The sequence below is a fragment of the Actinoplanes oryzae genome, assembly GCF_030757795.1.
Classification (GTDB): Bacteria; Actinomycetota; Actinomycetes; order Mycobacteriales; family Micromonosporaceae; genus Actinoplanes.
In genome coordinates this window covers 22,597-39,042 of sequence record NZ_JAUQWH010000027.1, presented here as the reverse complement: position 1 = coordinate 39,042, position 16,446 = coordinate 22,597, and the positions used below count along the sequence as shown (strand labels likewise).

The window sequence follows — 16,446 nt, the reverse complement described above, 5'->3', positions numbered from 1 at the left end:
GGTCACCGAGAGGCCCGGACATTGACGCGGCCTCCGCCCCTAAGAATACTCAGAGTATGCGCAGGAGTGCCCTAAGAGATGACTGACGTTCACCTGAGAGCGGCGGCAGCACCGGCCGAGGCGAGCATTGCGAGCGTTGATCTCGACGATACGCGGTACTTGCTGAGGAGGTTCTTCTATCCGCTATCCGTGGGCGTACCCGAAGGTGCGCACAATTTCCGGTTCCGGTTCGATGTGATCCAACTCGGACCGCTGACGGTCGGCCAGCTCGGCTTCGGCGCGCCCGTGACGCTCGGCTCGGGCGAACTGCACGCCTACCACCTGACCATTCCGGTGGCCGGGCAGGTCCGCTCGTACCAGTCGGGCAACCGCGTGCTCACCGACGTCGACCAGGCGGCGATCTTCCACCCGGACGCGCCCGTCCACACCCTGCACGACCGGAACTCGTGCGAGCTCGACGTCAAGATCGAACAGGCCGCCCTGGAGAACGAGCTGTCGACCCTTCTCGGTCACCGGATCGAGGGACCCCTCGACCTGCCCGCCTTCACGGATCTCAAGTCCGGTCCGATGCGCAGCTGGATCCGCATGATCCGCCTGCTGCGGGGCGAGATCCGGCACGGCGGCAGCCTCGTGCACGAGCCGCTGATCGCCGAGCAGTTGCGGCGCAGCATCATGAACGGCCTGCTGCTCGCCCTGCCGCACCGTTACACCGATGCCCTGACCGCGCCCGTCACCCCGGGTCCGTCCCGCGCCGTCCAGCGCGCGGTCGACGCCATACACGACGAGCCGGAGCGGCCGTACACAGTGGGCGAGATCGCGGAGATCGCGGGCGTGAGCGTGCGGTCCCTGCAGGAGGGCTTCCGCCGGCACCTGGACTGCGCACCCATGACCTACCTGCAACAGGTACGTCTCACCCGCGCGCACGAGGCCCTCCTGCGCGAGGATCCGGCGCGGACCACCGTGGCGGCCGTCGCGCACCGGTGGGGATTCGCTCACCTGGGACGGTTCGCGTCGGCCTACCGCGCCCGGTACGGAATGTCCCCTTCGGACACCCTGCGCAACCGCTGACCCGGGGACCGTTCCGCAGGGTCAGCGGTTCGCCGTCACATTCCGTTGTCACCGTGGATCGCTCGGCGTCGCCGGGGCGCTCGCTCTCGCCTCGTCATGCGTCTTGGCGCAGCCCGCTCGGTATCGCCGCGTCATGCGCCCTCGCGCAGCCGCCGGCGGCGTTCGCCCTGCTCGTTCGCTCAGGTCAATGCGCCAGCGCGAGCCAATCGCCGGGTTCGCGGCGCCGCTGTCACTCGCCGGAGTCCTGACGCAACCGCTACTCGCCGCGAGCCCCGGCGCGACCGCTACTCGCCGCGGTCGCGGCACAACCGCTACTCGCCGGGGTCGCGGCACATCCGCTACTCGCCGGGGTCGCGGCGCCGCCGTGGGCGCGGGAAGTCGTCGACCGGGGGCGTGCCGGGCGGACCGGCGAAGAGGCTTCCCCGCGGCGGCACCCAGTCCCGCCAGAGGCCGAGCCGCATCGGCACGGAGATCGCCACACCGTCGCCGGCGCCCCGCAGGGCACGCAGGTATTCGAGGACACGTACCGCCGCCACTCCGCCGTCGCGGGCGAGCGCCGACAACACCTCGGTGTCCTCGTCGGGCCCGGCGCCACGCCGTTCCAGCACCATGGCGAGGCCGGTGAGTAGCCGTACCACCTCGCTCGCGTCGCGCTCCGCGTCGGTCAGGTCGCTCATCGTGAACCACCCGGCCCCGCCGGAGTGCCACGCCACACACCGCAGCGATCGCTCATCTCTCGTCACGTTCCCCTCGCCACCGTGTGCGTGATCCCCGCCGGACACCCACACAGGTGACACCGCAGAAATGTATTCGTCCGGCTACTCAGCGTCCATCCGCTGCGCGCGGTGGTTGTCCGAATCGCGCTCGCGCGGCGCCGAACGGCATGAACGCCCGTTTTGCGTACGCGTGGGAAACGGCATGGAGATGGGTTCGCGTTGAGATCCACCCGGACGGGGTAAGCGAGAGAGGAAAGGCACAAGAATCGATCGAAGCCCGCGGGCATCCATCTTGGAGGAGCCATGACCGAGGAGATCCGGCCTCCGCTGGAGGAGTCACAGGAAGTGGCGGACGCCATCGAGGACGATGTGGCGGTCGACGCCTTCATCACCGGCGGCGGTCCCGACTCGGACACCCCGCAGTTCATCGAGCCCGGCGACCGGCCCGAGATCCGCACGGGCGCCGACCAGCCCTGGGAGCCGGTCGACCTGGCGGAGGCCGAGGGCCGGGACCCCACCCCCGAAAACATCGAGCGAGCCCGCGAAGAGCTCGACCGCGACGGCCCCGCCGCCATCGAGCGCACCGTCCCCTGATCCCCCGCGCCCGCTCTCTCCACACCGGCGAGCCGCGCTCACCTTCGAGCACGGCTCGCCGTCGTCGCCCAACGCCCCGATGGCCTGACCGGGCTCCCCCGCTCAGCTCGCCCCGCACGGCCGCGATGCGGCTCCCCCGCTCAGCTCGCCCCGCGCACGGCCGCGATGCGGCTGGTCCGGCTGGTGACGCCGACGGGCCGAACGACGCACACGAGGGTGCGCTATTCGACGGTCGCGGTGATGCTGTGCCAGCCGGTGGCGCCGTCCGGGAAGGGTGTCGCCCGCGTCTCCGTCTGGACCGCCCCGGTGCCATCCGTGGCGCGCACTGTCAGCGTGTGCGGGCCCGGCGCGGCCTGCCACTCCCAGCGCCACTGCACCCAGGTGTCCGAGGACGGCACCGGCAGCAGCTCCGCCTTCTCCCAGGGGCGCTCGTCCACCCGCACCTCGACGGTGCGGATGCCCCGGCCCTGCGCCCAGGCCACCCCGGCGACGGTCACCCGTCCCGCGGTCAGCGTGGCGAAGGGCTGCGGCTTGTCGATGCGCGACGCCGTCTTGACCGGCCCCTGCGCCGCCCAGCCCCGCCGCACCCAGTACGCGTCGAACTCCGCGAACGTGGTCAGCTCCAGCTCGGTCACCCACTTGCACGCGCCGGCGTACCCGTACAGACCCGGCGTGAGCATCCGGACCGGGAAGCCGTGCTCGAGCGGCAGCGGCTCGCCGTTCATGCCGACGCAGAGCATCGCGTCACGCCCGTCGAGCACCGTGGCGACCGGCGTGCCGATCGTCATGCCCTCCGTGGACCGCGCCACGAGCTGATCCGCCGCCGGGTCGAGGCCCGCCTCGCGCAGCAACGACGCCAGCGGCACGCCCAGCCAGCGCGCCGTCCCCGTGTAGGGCCCGCCCACCTCGCTGGACACGCAGTTCAGGGTGATGTCCCGTTCGACGAGCGGCCGGCGCAGCAGGTCGTCGAAGGAGTACGTCGCCTCCCGGTCCACCATGCCGTGCACCCGCAGCCGCCACTCGCCGACGTCGACCCGCGGCACACTCAGCGCCGTGTCGACCCGGTAGAACTGCTCGGAGTAGAACCCGGGTGCCGTCCCCGCGGGCAGCGGCCGGGCCGGATCGGCTGCCGCCGGGAGCTGGATGGCCTCCCGGGACCGGGTCACCGCTCCCCCGCGCGCCCGCCGGACCACCTCGGCGCCCCCGCCGGCGAGCACCGCGCCCCCGCCGACCACCATCGCCGTACGCAAGAACGCCCGCCGATCGAACCCCGCGGGAGCCGAAGCGTCGCCTCGCACGGGTCGCCCGCGCCACCACAGCACCGCACCGGCGACCAGCGCGGCGACCAGGGCGGGCCCGGCGTCGTACCACTCGGCGGCCGGACGCGACAGCGCCGCCGCCGCTCCCACCAGCCCGAGCGCCGCCGCCCCGGCGACGCCGATCCAGCGACGGCGGGCACTTCCCACGCCGGCCGCCGCGGCGACGAGCACCAGGACCACCACGATGCCGGTCAGCAGCACCGGCTTGTCGTGGGTGCCGAAGGTGCGCACCGCGAACTCCTTGACCGGGGTGGGCGCCGCGTCGATGGCCGCGCCACCGACGGCGACCAGCGGTCCCGCCTGGGGCCGGGTGGCCGCCGCGAGCAACTCCGCGACGGCCACCCCGAGCCCGGCGGCCAGGACCCCGGTCAGGGCCGGAACTCCCGCACGCCGTAACACCGTCAGCCCTTCGGCATCAGCACGGAGTCGATGATGTAGACCGTCGCGTTGGCGGTCTGCACGTTGCCGCACACCACGGAAGCGTCGTCCACTTTGAAGTCGGTGCCGCTGCCGGTGACCGTGACCTCGTCACCCTCCAGCGTCTTGTGCGTGCCGGCCAGCTCCGCCGGCGTCAGCTTGCCCGCGACCACGTGGTAGGTCAGGACGCTGGTCAGCGTCTTCTTGTCGGCGAGCACCTTGTCGAGGTCGGCCTTCGGGATCTTGTCGAACGCGGAGTTGGCCGGGGCGAAGACGGTCAGCTCCGGAGCCGTGTTGAGCGAGTCCACGAGACCCGCCTTCTTCACGGCCGTGACCAGCGTGGACAGCACCGGGTTGCCGGACGCCGCCGTCGCCACCGGCACCTGCGCCATGGCGGCGAAGCTGCCCGGGTTGGAGTCGTCCGTCGGAACCGCCGAACAGCCGGCACCGAAGTTGGTCATCGTGTCCGACGGCGCCGCCGAGGACATCATCGGCGCGGCCGAGGTCATGGTGGGAGCCGGCTCGGCGGCCGTGCTGTCCGAGTCGGAGTCGCTGCCGCAGGCGGCGAGGGACACCGAGAACAGAGCGGCCGCCGCAACGGCGGTGATCTTCGAGCTGCGCATTTCGTACCCCTCAGTAGTAGTTCGTGGCTTCACTCCTGATTCGCACCCGATGGCCACCCGGATTGGTCTAGGTCAGAGAAATTTCGGCGACCGGCGGCAGCGACGGCTCGGCCGACCCACCGGCCGGCTCGACGGTCACGCCCAGCGCGTCACTGCCGGGCAGGCCCTCCACGATCTGCACCCCGGACGCGGCCCCGGCCGCCAGCACGCCGGCGTCGGTCATGGTCGTGTCGTGCACGGCCCACAGCTGGAAGGCCTGGTCCCGCGCCGGCGCGGTGACCGCGCCCATCAGCACCACCGCGGCACTGTGCGAGGCCGACGACGCGACGGTCACCGTCCCGCCGCCGCGGATGGCTCCCGACCGCATGACGACGTCGGACGCGGACAGGATCGCCTGCACGCGCGCCTCACGCTGCGCGGCGGCCACGGCAATCCGGCTCTGCTCGTCCACCCGCTGCTCCTGCACGGCCCAGACGCCGACACCGGTGCCGGCGGAAAGGATCACTGCCGCTGCCGCCGCCACGGGCCAGCGCCGTAGCCGCGAGGCCGGACGAAGGCCGACGACCCGGGAGTCGGGGCGCCCGCCGTCGGCCGGCGGCAACTGCCTCGTGCGCTTGATCGCCCCCATGACCTCGGCCCGCAGCCGCGGCGGCGGGATCGACCACGTGCTGTCGGCCATCCGGCTCGCGGTCTCCCGCAGCTCGGCCAGCTCCACCTGGCAGGCCGAGCAGCCGGCCACATGCTGCTCGAAGGCCGCCCGGTCCTCCTCGTCCACGGCATCGAGCACGTAAGCACCGACGAGCGAGTGCACATCGTTCGAGGTCATGCGGGCACCTCCACACCCAGGCAGTCACGCAGGCGGATCAGGCCGTCGCGCATCCGGGTCTTGACCGTCGGCAACGGCGTGCCGAGCAGGTCGGCCACTTCCCGGTACGAGTGGCCCTGGTAATAAGCGAGCGTCACGGCCTGCCGCTGCAGCTCGGTCAGGTCGTCGAGGCAGTGCCGGACCTGCTGGCGCTCCAGCCGCCCCGACACCTCGTCGGCGACCTCGTCGTAAGGCGTGTCCACCGCCGCGGCGCCGGCCTTCATCGTGCGGTCGGCCGAGGCCTGCTCGGAGCGGACCCGGTCGACCGCGCGGCGGTGCGCGATCGTGAACACCCAGGAAGTCGCCGAGCCCTTGGCAGCGTCGAACCGGGCCGCGGTGCGCCACACCTCGACGAGCACCTCCTGCGCGACCTCCTCCGCCTGGGCGGGATCGCGCAGCACGCGCCGGATCAGCCCGTAGACCCGCGGGGCCACGAGGTCGTAGAGCCGGGTGAAGGCCTGCTCGTCGCCGCGGGCCACCGCGCGGAGCAGGTCGCCCACATCCACCGGTGGTGCGGGCACCGCGGACAAATGGTCCGGGCGCCGCGCCGCGCCGTGCTCCGTCATGGGTCCGCCTCTCGCTGCTGGTCATCGTCGGTGGGTGGGTCACCCGGCATTCAACGCGGATTCGGCGCCCGGGGCCACGCGGATGGGTCCGGCCTGTGGATAACCGGCAGCCTGTGGACAACTTCCGATCAGTTCATCGGCGGCGCGTACAACCGACATCCGAGCGGACGGCGTTTACAGGGCGGACAGACAACGGAGGGCGGCCGATGGCGGACGAGGAGTACCTCACCTATGTGCGGGCCCGGGTGCCCGCGCTGCGCAGGCTGGCCCACCAGCTCAGCGGGGACGCGCACGAGGCGGACGACCTGGTGCAGGAGACCGTGACCAAGGTCTACGTGCGGTGGGCGCGCATCCGATCCGTGGAGAGCATCGACGCGTACGTGAACAGGATGCTCATCCGCACCTTCCTCGACTCGCGGCGGCGGGGCTGGTGGAAGGTGCTGCTCGGCACGACACCCGACCGGGTCGCGGCGCCGGAGCCGGCCGTGGAGGAGCGCGATTTCGTGCGCTCGGCCCTCGCGCAGGTGCCGCCACGGCAGCGCGCGGTGCTGGTGCTGCGCTACCTGAACGATCTGCCGGTCGCCGAGACGGCAGCCCTGCTGGGATGCAGCGAGGGCACGGTCAAGAGCCAGACCGCGCACGGCCTCACCGCGCTGCGCCGCATCCTGGCCCACCACGACGACAACGGCAGCCACCCGGCCGGCCACGAGCTGGGCCGCGCGCGATGAGGGAGGAAGACATGATCGACGAGAAGCGGGCGGTGCAGCTGCTCACCACGCTCACCGACGAGCCGGGGACGCCGTCCGGCGTCGACCTGGAGCGCGCGGTCCTGGACGGCCGCAGGCGCCGCGGCCGGCGACGCACGTCGGCTGCTCTTGGCGTCGTCGCGGTGACCGCCGCCGTGGCCGTAGGCACTCCCGTGGCGCTCTCGGCGCTGCGACCGCCGGCGCCGAGGTCCGCCGCCCCGGCCGCGACCGCCGACCCGGCCCCGAGCAGCACACCGGCGGCCCTGACAAGGGTCCGCTCGTGCGAGCGGGTCGCCATGGCCGCCTCGGGCGGCGGTGAGCCCGACGCGGCGATCGAGGCCGTCGACCCGGCAGGCCGGTGGCTCGCGGGCACCGCGGGCGACGACCTGACAGTCTGGCGCGACAGGGCTCTGCAGGATCGGGTCTCCTTCCCGAACGGCAAGCCCATCGTGGCCGAGGTGAACGCCGCGGGGGTCGTGGTCGGGTCGCACGAGCCGGTCGAGGACACGCTGCAGGCCTGGGCGTGGTCGGAGGGCAAGCTCACCATGCTGAAGGCGACCGCCAAGAGCGCCCAGGCCTTCGGCATCAACGACGCGGGCACGATCGCCGGCTGGCAGGGCGACGCGGATCACTGGCGAGCCGTGGCCTGGAAGGACATCGACGCCGAGCCGACCGTCCTGCCGCTGCCCGCCGGCTACACGACGAGCCGCGCGCTGGGGATCTCCTCCGACGGCACGATCCTCGGCGACGTCGGCCGGGGCGGGGAGCACCTGCTCTACCGCTGGGATGCCGACCTCCGGGGCGGAGAGGTCGTCCCCTCGCCGGTCGTGGACGGGACGACCGTGCGCAACCCGACGAACTTCGTGGCCGGCGACGGCTGGCTGGCCGGCGAGGGCTTCCTCGGCGGCAAGCAGATGGGGCTGCGCTACGAGGTCGCCGCCGGCCGGTGGACCGCCGTGCCGGCCGGGATGGACCGGCTCGCCGCCATCAGCGCCCGCGGCTGGGCCGTGGGCGACGACTTGCAGACGGAAACGGCACATCTCTACGACGGCACGAAGCTCCACACGCTGCCCGGCACCGCCCCGGGCCGGCCGGCGAGCGTCCGCGCCATCAGCGACGACGGCCGCGTGCTCGGCGGCCAGGCGAACGGCGCAACGCTGTGGACCTGCTCCTGACCCCGGCGCAGAGGCGAGCCCGCGTCAGGGCCTGCACGCGAGCCGGGACGACGAGTAACGCCCAGCGCGCGAGGCAGAACACGGGTCGACGACCAGCGCGCGAGGCAGAACACGGGTCGACGACCAGCGCGCGAGGAGGGACACAGGGTGGGAGCCCCACGCCGGCCGGGACGGGACGCGGACGAGACGGGGGGCGAGACAGGGCGGGACGCGGGGCGCGGGCGGGGCGGGGCGGGGCGGTCAGAGGGTGATGGTGCGGCCGGTGTCGATGGATTCGGCGGCGGCGGACAGGATGCGGCCGACCTGGGCGCCGAAGCGGATGTCGAGGGGGGATGCCGGGCCGCCGGCTGCCGCGGTGATGAGGGCGTCGACGGCGCGGGCGAAGGCGTCGACCGGTGCCCACTCGACGGCGGGGACCACGGCGATGCCCGACTCGCCGTGGAAGGAGGCGTCCTCGCGCTCCAGTTTTTCCGGGGCGTCGACGGTCAGGGTCAGGGTGGTGATGCCGCCGCTCTCGTGGCGGAGCAGGACGTGGGTCATGTCGCGCGCGCCGGCGAGGGCGGTGACCTGGGTGACCGGGCCGAGGACGGGCAGGACGAGGGCGACCGCGTGCGGGCCGACGTCCCAGAGGCCGCCGCTCTCCTTGCGCCAGACGGACTCGCCGAAGGGATTGCCCTCCTGGAAGATCGAGCCGAGGTGATCGACGCGGGCCTCGAGCCAGCCGCCCGTCGCGGTGACCCGGTCGAGGAAGTCCTGGATGGCCGGCATGAAGCGGCGGGTGAAGAAGACCACACTCGCCACCTCGCGCTCGGCCGACGCGGCGACGATGGCGTCGGTGGCCTCGGTGGTGAAGGCCACCGGCTTGTCGAGGAGCAGGTGCTTGCCGGCCCGGGCGGCGCGCAGGGCGATGTCGGCCTGGATGTCGGGCGGCAGCGCGACGGCCACGGCGTCGACGTCGGCGATCAGGGCGTCGATGTCCGAGTAGGCGGTGGCGCCGTGCTCCTGGGCGAGAGCGGCGGCCTTGTCCGGGTTACGGCCCCAGACGCCGACCAGTTCCACGTCCTGGTGCGCCGCGAGGGCCGGAGCGTGCGCCAGATGGGCCCAGGGCCCCGTGCCGAAGAGTCCGAACCGCATGGCGTCCCGCCTTCCGATCATGGTTCGCCCGGCGCGAGGTGACGGTCCGCCCGGGCGTGCGGATGATGATCCACCCGGGCGAAAGCTAACACGCCCCGGCCGCTCAGTACGCTGTGCCGGTGATGAACGGCCCGCTCTCGCTCGCGACGATCGTGGTGGCCCTGGTGCTGGGCGTCTGGTACCTCGTGCGATGTGCCCTGGACAAGCGCCCGACCAACACCGATCTGTGGGCGATGCTCGGCCTCGGCCTGCTCGTCGTGGTGCTGGTCGTCGTCGCGATCGTCGGCCTGATCACCGGCGACCGCCCGAGCGACACGACCACCTTCGTCGGCTATCTCATCACCACGATCGCCTTCGCGCCGGTCGGCGTCTACCTGGCCCGCCTGGAACCGACCCGCTGGGGCACCCTCATTCTCGGCGTCGCCGCACTGACGCTGCCGGTACTCGTGCTGCGCCTGCAGCAGATCGCGGAGGTGACCAGTGGCTGAGCAGCCCACCCCCACCCCGGCCCGCCCCCGGGACGCGGCCATCGGCTCCGGCCTCGGCCGCGTCCTGCTCCTGGTCTACGGCATCTTCGCCCTCTCGGCGAGCGCCCGCGCCCTGGTCCAGATCACCACGCACTTCTCCGAGGCGCCCCTGGCCTACCTGCTCTCCGCCTTCGCCGGCCTGGTCTACATCGCCGCCACGGCCGGCCTGGCGGTCGGCGGCACCCGCGGCCGGAGCATCGCCCTGGTCAGCTGCTCGATCGAGCTGCTCGGCGTCCTCGTCGTGGGCACGCTGAGCATCGCCGACGCGGTGGCCTTCCCCGACGACACCGTCTGGTCGCACTACGGCAGCGGCTACGGCTACGTCCCGCTCGTGCTGCCCTTCATCGGCCTCTGGTGGCTGTGGCGCAACAGGCCGGCGACTAGCTGACGATGTGCGGCAGGAAGTGGCAGGCGTCCTTGGTCACGAGCCCGTCCTGCCCGATGCCCTCGCGGATGCCCATCCCGGCCGGCTCGCCGTCGATGAGCCACGACCCGATCACCGGGTGGACCGTCCCCTCGAGCCCGTCGAAGGACGGCAGCTCGCACAGCTCCTGCACGACGTAGCGCCCGTCGGACCCGTACTCACTGGGGTTGGCGGTGAGGGTGACCCCGTCCTTGATCAGGGTGACCGACCCGCCCTCGCGACCCCAGACCGGCTTCTTCGCGTACGACGTCAGCGTCGCCGCCCCGGACGACTCGGCGAAGTAGGCCGGCAGCAGGTACTTGCCGCGCTCGGGGTCGTCGCCGAAGAGGTTCCACAGCACCGGCAGCAGCGCCTTGTTGCCGAGCAGCGCCGCCTTGTAGGGCGGCTCGATCCAGACCGTGCCGCGCTTCGCGGGGTCGGCCATGTTGCGGAAGAAGGCCTTGCCGCCCTCCTCGTTCCAGAACCATTCCCACGGGTAGAGCATGAAGATCACGTCGACGGGCTCGGCCTTGTGCTCCTGGCCGGGCGCCGGGACGAAGAGAACGCGGTCGCCGTTGACGTCCCAGCCGATCTGGCTCATCGCGATCAGCTCGACCGGGAAGCCGGCCTCCTCGGCGGTGCTCATGAGGTAGGCCACGTTCATCCGGTCCTCGCCGGTGGGCTCGCTGGTCTCGTACGCGAAGAAGATCTTGGGTTTCTCCGGGAGCCAGGGCCGGGCCTCGCGCAGCTTGGCGATGTTGCGCCGCCACGCGCCCGGGTCGGCGGGCTCGTCCGGGGTGGCCTCCCAGCCGACGAGGCGGTCGTGGATCGAGTTCCACTGGCGCCACGGGTGCTGGGTGAGGTTGGTCTGGTCGGCCCAGTGCCACTGGATGACCGCGGCCTCGACCAGTGACGTCGGGGTCTGCGCGTTGAACTCGAGCAGCCGGGGCACGCTGCCGGCGCCGTTGTACCAGAGGTCGAAGCGGCCGTAGACGGTCGGCGAGAAGTCCGGCGTCTGCAGCGGCACCCGGTTGTCGGGGTCCTTGTCCAGGTGGGTCCAGGTCTCGGCGTCGCCGTCGTACCAGGTGCGGATGATCTGCTCGTGCGTGTACTCGGGGATGCCGATCTTCGTCAGGAAGCACGCGTCGGGCGTGCACACCGACGTGAAGTAGCCGTCGCGGCGGCCCTGCGGGGTGTGCCGGGGACACTGCTTGACCATCCAGTCGCCCGCGTCGAGGCACATCTGGTAGAGCGTCGTGGTCGCCGTCTCCAGTTCCTCGATCTCGGCCTGGGTGAAGTCGTAGTACGGACCCTCCTGCCAGTACGACAGCATCGTGCCGTCGGGCAGTTCGGTGTCGTTGTACGTCAGCCCGAGGCTGTAGTTGGTGAGCTGCCAGCCCTCGCGAACGGGGCCGTAGGGAACGCGGCGCATGTCAGCTGCCCGACTTTCCGCTGGTGCCGCTGCCGCCCTTGCCGACGACGCTGGTCTTCACGGTGCCGTTGCCGATCTTGCCGGTGGACGGCAGGCCGAACGAGCGCCGGGCCGCCGCGTCGTTGTACGCGAACTTCGACCCGCCCGCCGGCAGCCGCGACCCGACCGGATAGCCGGACCGGTAGCCCGAGGAGTGCCAGATGAAGAAGCCACCGCCCCCGCCGCCGCCGTGGTAGTCGTCGTCGCAGTAGTCCTCGTCGACGATGACGCCGTTGGCATCGGCGCAGTAGAAGCCCTCGTCCTGGTATTGATTCCCGTTGTCGCACGCGGCCGCGCCACCGGCGGCCAACAGCAGGAACGTGCTGGTCAACGAGACGCTGCGCGAGGTCATCCGTCGTGTCACTGTCGGCTTCTCCGCCCTTTCGCCGTCCGGGGTCCTCTACTCATGTGTAGCGACCCCGGACAACTTCAGTCACTAGGCGCGAGGACCCCCGGCGACATAGATCACCTGACCGGACACGAATCCGGCGCCCTCACTGACCAGGAAGGATACGGTGTTCGCCACGTCTTCGGGACGGCCCGCCCGGCCGACCGGGATCTGACCGATCGCCGCCTTCTGGAAATCCGCGAAGTCGACGCCGACCCGCGCGGCGGTCGCGGCGGTCATATCGGTCACGATGAACCCCGGGGCGACCGCGTTCGCGGTGATGCCGAAGCGACCGAGCTCGATCGCCAGCGTCTTGGTGAAGCCCTGCAGCCCGGCCTTCGCCGCCGCGTAGTTCGCCTGGCCCCGGTTGCCCAGCGCGGATGTGCTGGAGAGGCTGACGATGCGCCCCCAGCCGGCGTCCACCATGTGCTTCTGCACGGCCCGGCTGAAGAGGAACGCGCCGCGCAGGTGGACCGCCATGACGGTCTCCCAGTCGTCGTCGGTCATCTTGAACAGCAGGTTGTCGCGGAGCACACCGGCGTTGTTGACCAGCACGGTCGGGGCCCCGAGCTCGGCCGTCACCCGCTCGACGGCGGCGGTGACCTGCTTGGCGTCCGAGACGTCGGCGCCCACGGCGAGGGCGGTGCCCCCCGCGTCGTGGATCGCCGTCACCGTGCTGGCGCAGGCACCCTCGTCGAGGTCGACGACGGCAACCGCGAGGCCGTCCCCGGCCAGTTTGCGCGCGGTCGCCTCCCCGATCCCGCGCGCGGCTCCGGTGACGATCGCTACCCGGCTGGGCTGGGTCATTCGTGGCCTCCCGATGGTCGATGTGAGACCGACTCTATCGATGTGTTTCCGGCCGGTGAACAATTGTCAGGCCGAGTGCAAGATCTCACGCGTAGCGGCGCAGCCGGATCCAGCGGTACCCGAAGCCGGCCACCGGCAGGGCGTCGAACTTGTCCGGTTCCGGGTACTCCTGGTCGGCGAGGATGTCGTTGGGGAACTCGGCCTCCTCGGCCAGCGAGCTCAGGTCCACCACGGCGTCGTCCGGGCCGAGGTTGTGCAGGAAGACCATGCACCCGGTGTCGGCGTCGGCGCGGTGCACCAGCACGCCGTGCGGCACCGGCACGTCGACGTGGGTGCAGCTTCCGCTGCCGACCTCCGGCGTCTCCCGGAGCGTACGGATCATCCGCTCGAACCACGACAACAGCGACGTCGGATCGTGGCGCTGCAGCGTGGCGTTGACCGTCTCGTAGCCGTAGTCGCCGCCGGAGATCACCGGCCGCACCAGCTGGTCGGGCGCCGCCGTCGAGAAGCCGCCGTTGGGCAGGGACGACCACTGCATCGGCGTACGGATGGCGTTGCGCCCGTCCAGGGACAGGTCCTCGCCCATCCCCAGCTCCTCGCCGTAGCGGATCACCGGCGTGCCGCGCAGGCTGAACTGCAGCGCGTAGGCCAGCTCGATGCGCCGGCGGTCGCCACCGAGCATCGGGGCGAGGCGGCGGCGGATGCCCCGGCCGTACAGCTGCATGTTCTCGTCCGGCCCGAATTCGGCGAAGACCTCGGCACGCTGCTCGGCGGTGAGCCGGGAGAGGTCGACCTCGTCGTGGTTGCGCAGGAAGGTCGCCCACTGGCCGCCCGCGGGCAGCTTCGGGGCGTCGCGCAGCGCGTCGATGATGCCCTCGGGGTCCTTGCGGGCCAGGCCGAGCATCAGCCGGCCGTTGAGCATGAAGTCGAAGAGCATGTGGATGCGGTTCGACGAGCCGCCGTCGTCGCCGAAGAAGTGCTTCAGCTCGTCGGGCTCGACGTTGGCCTCGGCGAGCAGGACGGCGTCGCCCTTGCGCCACTGGATGTGCTGGCGCAGCTCGCTCAGGAACTCGAGGTCCTTGGGCGGCGCCGGGTTGCCGGGCCGGGTCTCCTCGATGATGAACGGTACGGCGTCCATCCGGAAGCCGGCCACCCCGAGCTGCAGCCAGAACGCACAGATCTTCTTGATCTCCTCGCGGACCTGCGGGTTCTCGATGTTGAGGTCCGGCTGGAACTTGTAGAAGCGGTGGTAGTACCACTGCTTGGCGGTCCGGTCGTAGGTCCAGGTCGTGTCCTGCTCGCCGGGGAAGACCATGCCCTGGTGGCGGTCCGGCGGCTGGGTCTCGCTCCAGACGTACCAGTCCCGGTACGGCGAGTCGGGCGACGACCGCGCCGACTGGAACCACGGGTGCTGGTCCGACGTGTGGTTGACGACCAGGTCGATGATGACCTTGATGCCGCGGTTGCCCGCCTGGTGCAGCAGCTCGGCGAAGTCACCGAGGCTGCCGAAGCGCGGGTCCACGTTGTAGAAGTCCGACACGTCGTAGCCGTCGTCGCGGTCCGGCGTCGGGTGGATGGGGTTGAGCCACAGGGTGTTGACGCCCAGCCGGGCGAGATAGTCCAGCCGCCCGATCAGTCCCCGGATGTCGCCGACCCCGTCGCCGTCCGAGTCGGCGAACGTGTCGATGTCCAGACAGTAGATGACGGCCTTCTCGTACCACCGGTCGCTCATGGCCCTGTTACATCCCCCACCGCCCGCCGCGGGGAAACCAGGGATTCTTTCGGGTCGCCCCGGGTACGCAGAGAGTCATGAGCGTCCCCCAGTTCCTCGCCGCCGAGGCCGACCTGACCCAGTCCGGGGGGCTGACCGGCTGGGTGGCGTCCGTCATCGACTCGCTGGGCGCGCTCGGCGTCGGCCTGCTCGTCGCCCTCGAGAACATCATCCCGCCGATTCCCAGCGAGATCGTGCTGTCCCTGGCCGGATACCTCGCCAGCGAGGGCAAGGGCAACCTGATCCTGATGTGGGCCGCGGCGACCGCCGGCTCGGTGGTCGGTGCCCTGCTGCTCTACTGGCTCGGCCGGGGCGTGGGTGAGGACCGGCTCAAGCGCTGGCTCGACCACATCCCGCTGGTCGACGCGGACGACCTGGAGAAGGCCGACCGGTGGTTCGAGCGCCACGAGAAGGTCGCCGTGCTCTTCGGCCGGATCGCCCCGGTCGTCCGCAGCCTGGTGTCGATCCCGGCCGGCGCCAACCACATGCGGCTCGGCCTCTTCACGCTGCTCACCGCGATCGGCAGCGGCGTCTGGAACGCGCTCTTCGTCGGCGGCGGTTACGCCCTCGGCGAGCGCTGGCAGAACGTCGAGAAGTACAGCCACTGGTTCGACTACGCGATCTGGGCGCTGATCCTCTACATGGTCGTCAGCTGGGTCGTGAAGAAGGTGCGCAAGCGCCGTCGCGCGGCCCCGGAGGACCGCGCGACGGACGAGGAGGAGATCAGAAGCCCGCGCTGATCCGCGTGAAGTCCCAGTCGCCCTGGGCGATGCCGGAGCAGTCGGAGACCACGCCGCCGCCGGCGCAGCCGCGGTCCCGGTTGACGGCCCAGAAGGTGAACCGCGCGAAGTTGTTGGTCTTCGCGTAGTCGCGGATCCGGGTCCAGGTGTCCGTGCTGGTCAGCTCCTGCTGGTCGGACAGGCCGTTCATGCCGGAGATGCCCATGTGGCTGTAGGCCTGCGCGTCGGTGTAGCCGAAGGTCGTCTTGAGCAGGTTCTTCAGACCCTCGGAGGCGCCGACCGTGGCGCCGTACATGTCGCTGCCGCCGCCGAAGTCGAACGGCATCTGGGTGAAGATGTCGATGTTCGCGCCCAGCGCCTTGGCCTGCTGCACGAGCCGGGTGCCGTAGTAGTTCGGGCCGGTCGGCGAGGTGCCGAAGGTGAGGATGGTCTTCACCGACGGGTTCTTCTGCTTGACGATCTTCAGCGCGTTGAGGATGCGGTCCTGGACGACCGTGTTCTCGAACTCGTCGGTGTTCTCGATGTCGATGTCGATCGCCTGCAGGCCGAAGGCGTCGATCACCTTCTGGTACGCGCCGGCGAGCGCCTCGGGCGTCGAGCAGTTCGGGCCCAGCTTGTTGCCGCTCCAGCCGCCGATCGACGGGACGACCGAGCCGCCGGCCGCCTTGATCGCGTTGATCGTGCTGGCGTGCACGCCGCCGGTCAGGCCGCCCTCGCCGTCCCACACCGGGTTGCAGCCGTTGGCCAGCACGAAGGCGATGGTGAAAGCCTTGATGCCCGTGGCGTTCATGACCGTCGAAGGCGCGGGCGGGTTGCCCCAGCCCGGGTAGATGTACGGCGCCGACGCCATCTTGGTGCCGGTCGACGGGGGCTGGGTGGTGGGCGGCGTGGTCGGCGGGGTGGTCGGGTCCGTGGTGCCGCCGCCGCAGGCGCCGTTGTCGGCCCAGACGTCCCACTGACCGCTGTGCGTGGCCGGCGACTCGTTCTGCGTCCACCACTTGGCCGTGTAGTTGTGGCCGGACTGCGAGGCCTGGTTGCTGGCCGTGTAGACGGCACTGGCGGACCAGGCGGGGGCGCAGGCGACGGCCGCGTTCGAGGCCGTCATGGGGATGATCG

At 71.4% G+C, this 16,446-nt stretch carries 18 protein-coding genes; 7 read left to right on the top strand and 11 right to left on the bottom strand.

Features of this window, described 5'->3' with window-relative positions:
* Positions 1–78: 78 nt before the first annotated feature.
* Positions 79–1,068: an AraC family transcriptional regulator gene (locus RBH18_RS12175; RefSeq protein ID WP_306206996.1), complete on the top strand. Its 990-nt coding sequence runs from the start codon at positions 79–81 to the stop codon at positions 1,066–1,068.
* A gap of 338 nt (positions 1,069–1,406) precedes the next feature.
* Here RBH18_RS12175 and RBH18_RS12170 read toward each other — a convergent pair whose 3' ends face one another.
* Entirely contained in the window at positions 1,407–1,745 is a 339-nt protein-coding gene (locus RBH18_RS12170) for a hypothetical protein (protein WP_306206994.1), read from the bottom strand.
* Positions 1,746–2,087: 342 nt separating this feature from the next.
* On the opposite strand from RBH18_RS12170, the gene RBH18_RS12165 reads away from it, so the two are divergent.
* A complete protein-coding gene (locus RBH18_RS12165; RefSeq protein WP_306206992.1) occupies positions 2,088–2,378 on the top strand; it encodes a hypothetical protein in 291 nt (96 codons plus the stop codon).
* A gap of 221 nt (positions 2,379–2,599) precedes the next feature.
* On the opposite strand, the gene RBH18_RS12160 is transcribed toward RBH18_RS12165, so the two are convergent.
* The 4 genes from RBH18_RS12160 to RBH18_RS12145 all read right to left on the bottom strand — a co-directional run bounded on the left by RBH18_RS12160 (position 2,600) and on the right by RBH18_RS12145 (position 6,168).
* Entirely contained in the window at positions 2,600–4,096 is a 1,497-nt protein-coding gene (locus RBH18_RS12160) for a molybdopterin-dependent oxidoreductase (protein WP_306206990.1), read from the bottom strand.
* A gap of 2 nt (positions 4,097–4,098) precedes the next feature.
* On the bottom strand, positions 4,099–4,737 hold the full coding sequence (locus RBH18_RS12155) for a fasciclin domain-containing protein (RefSeq protein WP_306206988.1): 639 nt from the start codon (positions 4,735–4,737) through the stop codon (positions 4,099–4,101).
* Between the two features lie 67 nt (positions 4,738–4,804).
* A complete protein-coding gene (locus tag RBH18_RS12150; protein WP_306206986.1) occupies positions 4,805–5,563 on the bottom strand; it encodes an anti-sigma factor in 759 nt (252 codons plus the stop codon).
* Positions 5,560–6,168: a sigma-70 family RNA polymerase sigma factor gene (locus RBH18_RS12145; protein WP_306206984.1), complete on the bottom strand. Its 609-nt coding sequence runs from the start codon at positions 6,166–6,168 to the stop codon at positions 5,560–5,562. Before RBH18_RS12145 ends, RBH18_RS12150 begins: the two co-directional genes overlap by 4 nt.
* A 206-nt stretch (positions 6,169–6,374) precedes the next feature.
* Here RBH18_RS12145 and RBH18_RS12140 point away from each other — a divergent pair, with 206 nt between their 5' ends.
* A complete protein-coding gene (locus RBH18_RS12140) occupies positions 6,375–6,896 on the top strand; it encodes a SigE family RNA polymerase sigma factor (protein ID WP_306206982.1) in 522 nt (173 codons plus the stop codon).
* A gap of 11 nt (positions 6,897–6,907) precedes the next feature.
* On the top strand, positions 6,908–8,089 hold the full coding sequence (locus RBH18_RS12135; RefSeq protein ID WP_306206981.1) for a hypothetical protein: 1,182 nt from the start codon (positions 6,908–6,910) through the stop codon (positions 8,087–8,089).
* Positions 8,090–8,329: 240 nt separating this feature from the next.
* Here RBH18_RS12135 and RBH18_RS12130 read toward each other — a convergent pair whose 3' ends face one another.
* Positions 8,330–9,223 (bottom strand): Gfo/Idh/MocA family protein, encoded by an 894-nt coding sequence (locus RBH18_RS12130; RefSeq protein ID WP_306206979.1) that lies wholly within the window; start codon positions 9,221–9,223, stop codon positions 8,330–8,332.
* 122 nt (positions 9,224–9,345) lie between these two features.
* Here RBH18_RS12130 and RBH18_RS12125 point away from each other — a divergent pair, with 122 nt between their 5' ends.
* Positions 9,346–9,711, top strand: a complete 366-nt coding sequence (locus tag RBH18_RS12125; protein WP_306207049.1) for a hypothetical protein — start codon at positions 9,346–9,348, stop codon at positions 9,709–9,711.
* Positions 9,704–10,138 (top strand): hypothetical protein, encoded by a 435-nt coding sequence (locus tag RBH18_RS12120; RefSeq protein ID WP_306206977.1) that lies wholly within the window; start codon positions 9,704–9,706, stop codon positions 10,136–10,138. The genes RBH18_RS12125 and RBH18_RS12120 overlap by 8 nt, the downstream gene beginning before the upstream one ends.
* On the opposite strand, the gene RBH18_RS12115 is transcribed toward RBH18_RS12120, so the two are convergent.
* From RBH18_RS12115 to RBH18_RS12100, 4 genes are all read right to left on the bottom strand, one after another.
* Positions 10,131–11,585: a glutathionylspermidine synthase family protein gene (locus tag RBH18_RS12115; RefSeq protein WP_306206975.1), complete on the bottom strand. Its 1,455-nt coding sequence runs from the start codon at positions 11,583–11,585 to the stop codon at positions 10,131–10,133. The two genes, RBH18_RS12120 and RBH18_RS12115, sit on opposite strands and share 8 nt — an antisense overlap.
* A 1-nt stretch (position 11,586) precedes the next feature.
* Complete coding sequence (locus RBH18_RS12110; protein WP_306206973.1) at positions 11,587–11,988, bottom strand: hypothetical protein; 402 nt, start codon at positions 11,986–11,988, stop codon at positions 11,587–11,589.
* 72 nt (positions 11,989–12,060) lie between these two features.
* The gene (fabG, locus tag RBH18_RS12105) at positions 12,061–12,819 is read right to left on the bottom strand and encodes a 3-oxoacyl-ACP reductase FabG (RefSeq protein ID WP_306206971.1); all 759 of its coding nucleotides are present in this window, start codon (positions 12,817–12,819) and stop codon (positions 12,061–12,063) included.
* An 85-nt stretch (positions 12,820–12,904) separates the two neighbouring features.
* On the bottom strand, positions 12,905–14,551 hold the full coding sequence (locus RBH18_RS12100) for an alpha-amylase family protein (protein WP_306206969.1): 1,647 nt from the start codon (positions 14,549–14,551) through the stop codon (positions 12,905–12,907).
* A gap of 77 nt (positions 14,552–14,628) precedes the next feature.
* On the opposite strand from RBH18_RS12100, the gene RBH18_RS12095 reads away from it, so the two are divergent.
* Positions 14,629–15,330 carry a DedA family protein gene (locus RBH18_RS12095; protein WP_306206967.1) on the top strand — a complete coding sequence of 234 codons (702 nt, stop codon included), beginning with the start codon at positions 14,629–14,631 and terminating at the stop codon, positions 15,328–15,330.
* Here RBH18_RS12095 and RBH18_RS12090 read toward each other — a convergent pair.
* The gene (locus RBH18_RS12090) at positions 15,314–16,435 is read right to left on the bottom strand and encodes a chitinase (RefSeq protein ID WP_456237627.1); all 1,122 of its coding nucleotides are present in this window, start codon (positions 16,433–16,435) and stop codon (positions 15,314–15,316) included. The genes RBH18_RS12095 and RBH18_RS12090 overlap by 17 nt on opposite strands.
* Between the last annotated feature and the right edge of the window lie 11 nt (positions 16,436–16,446).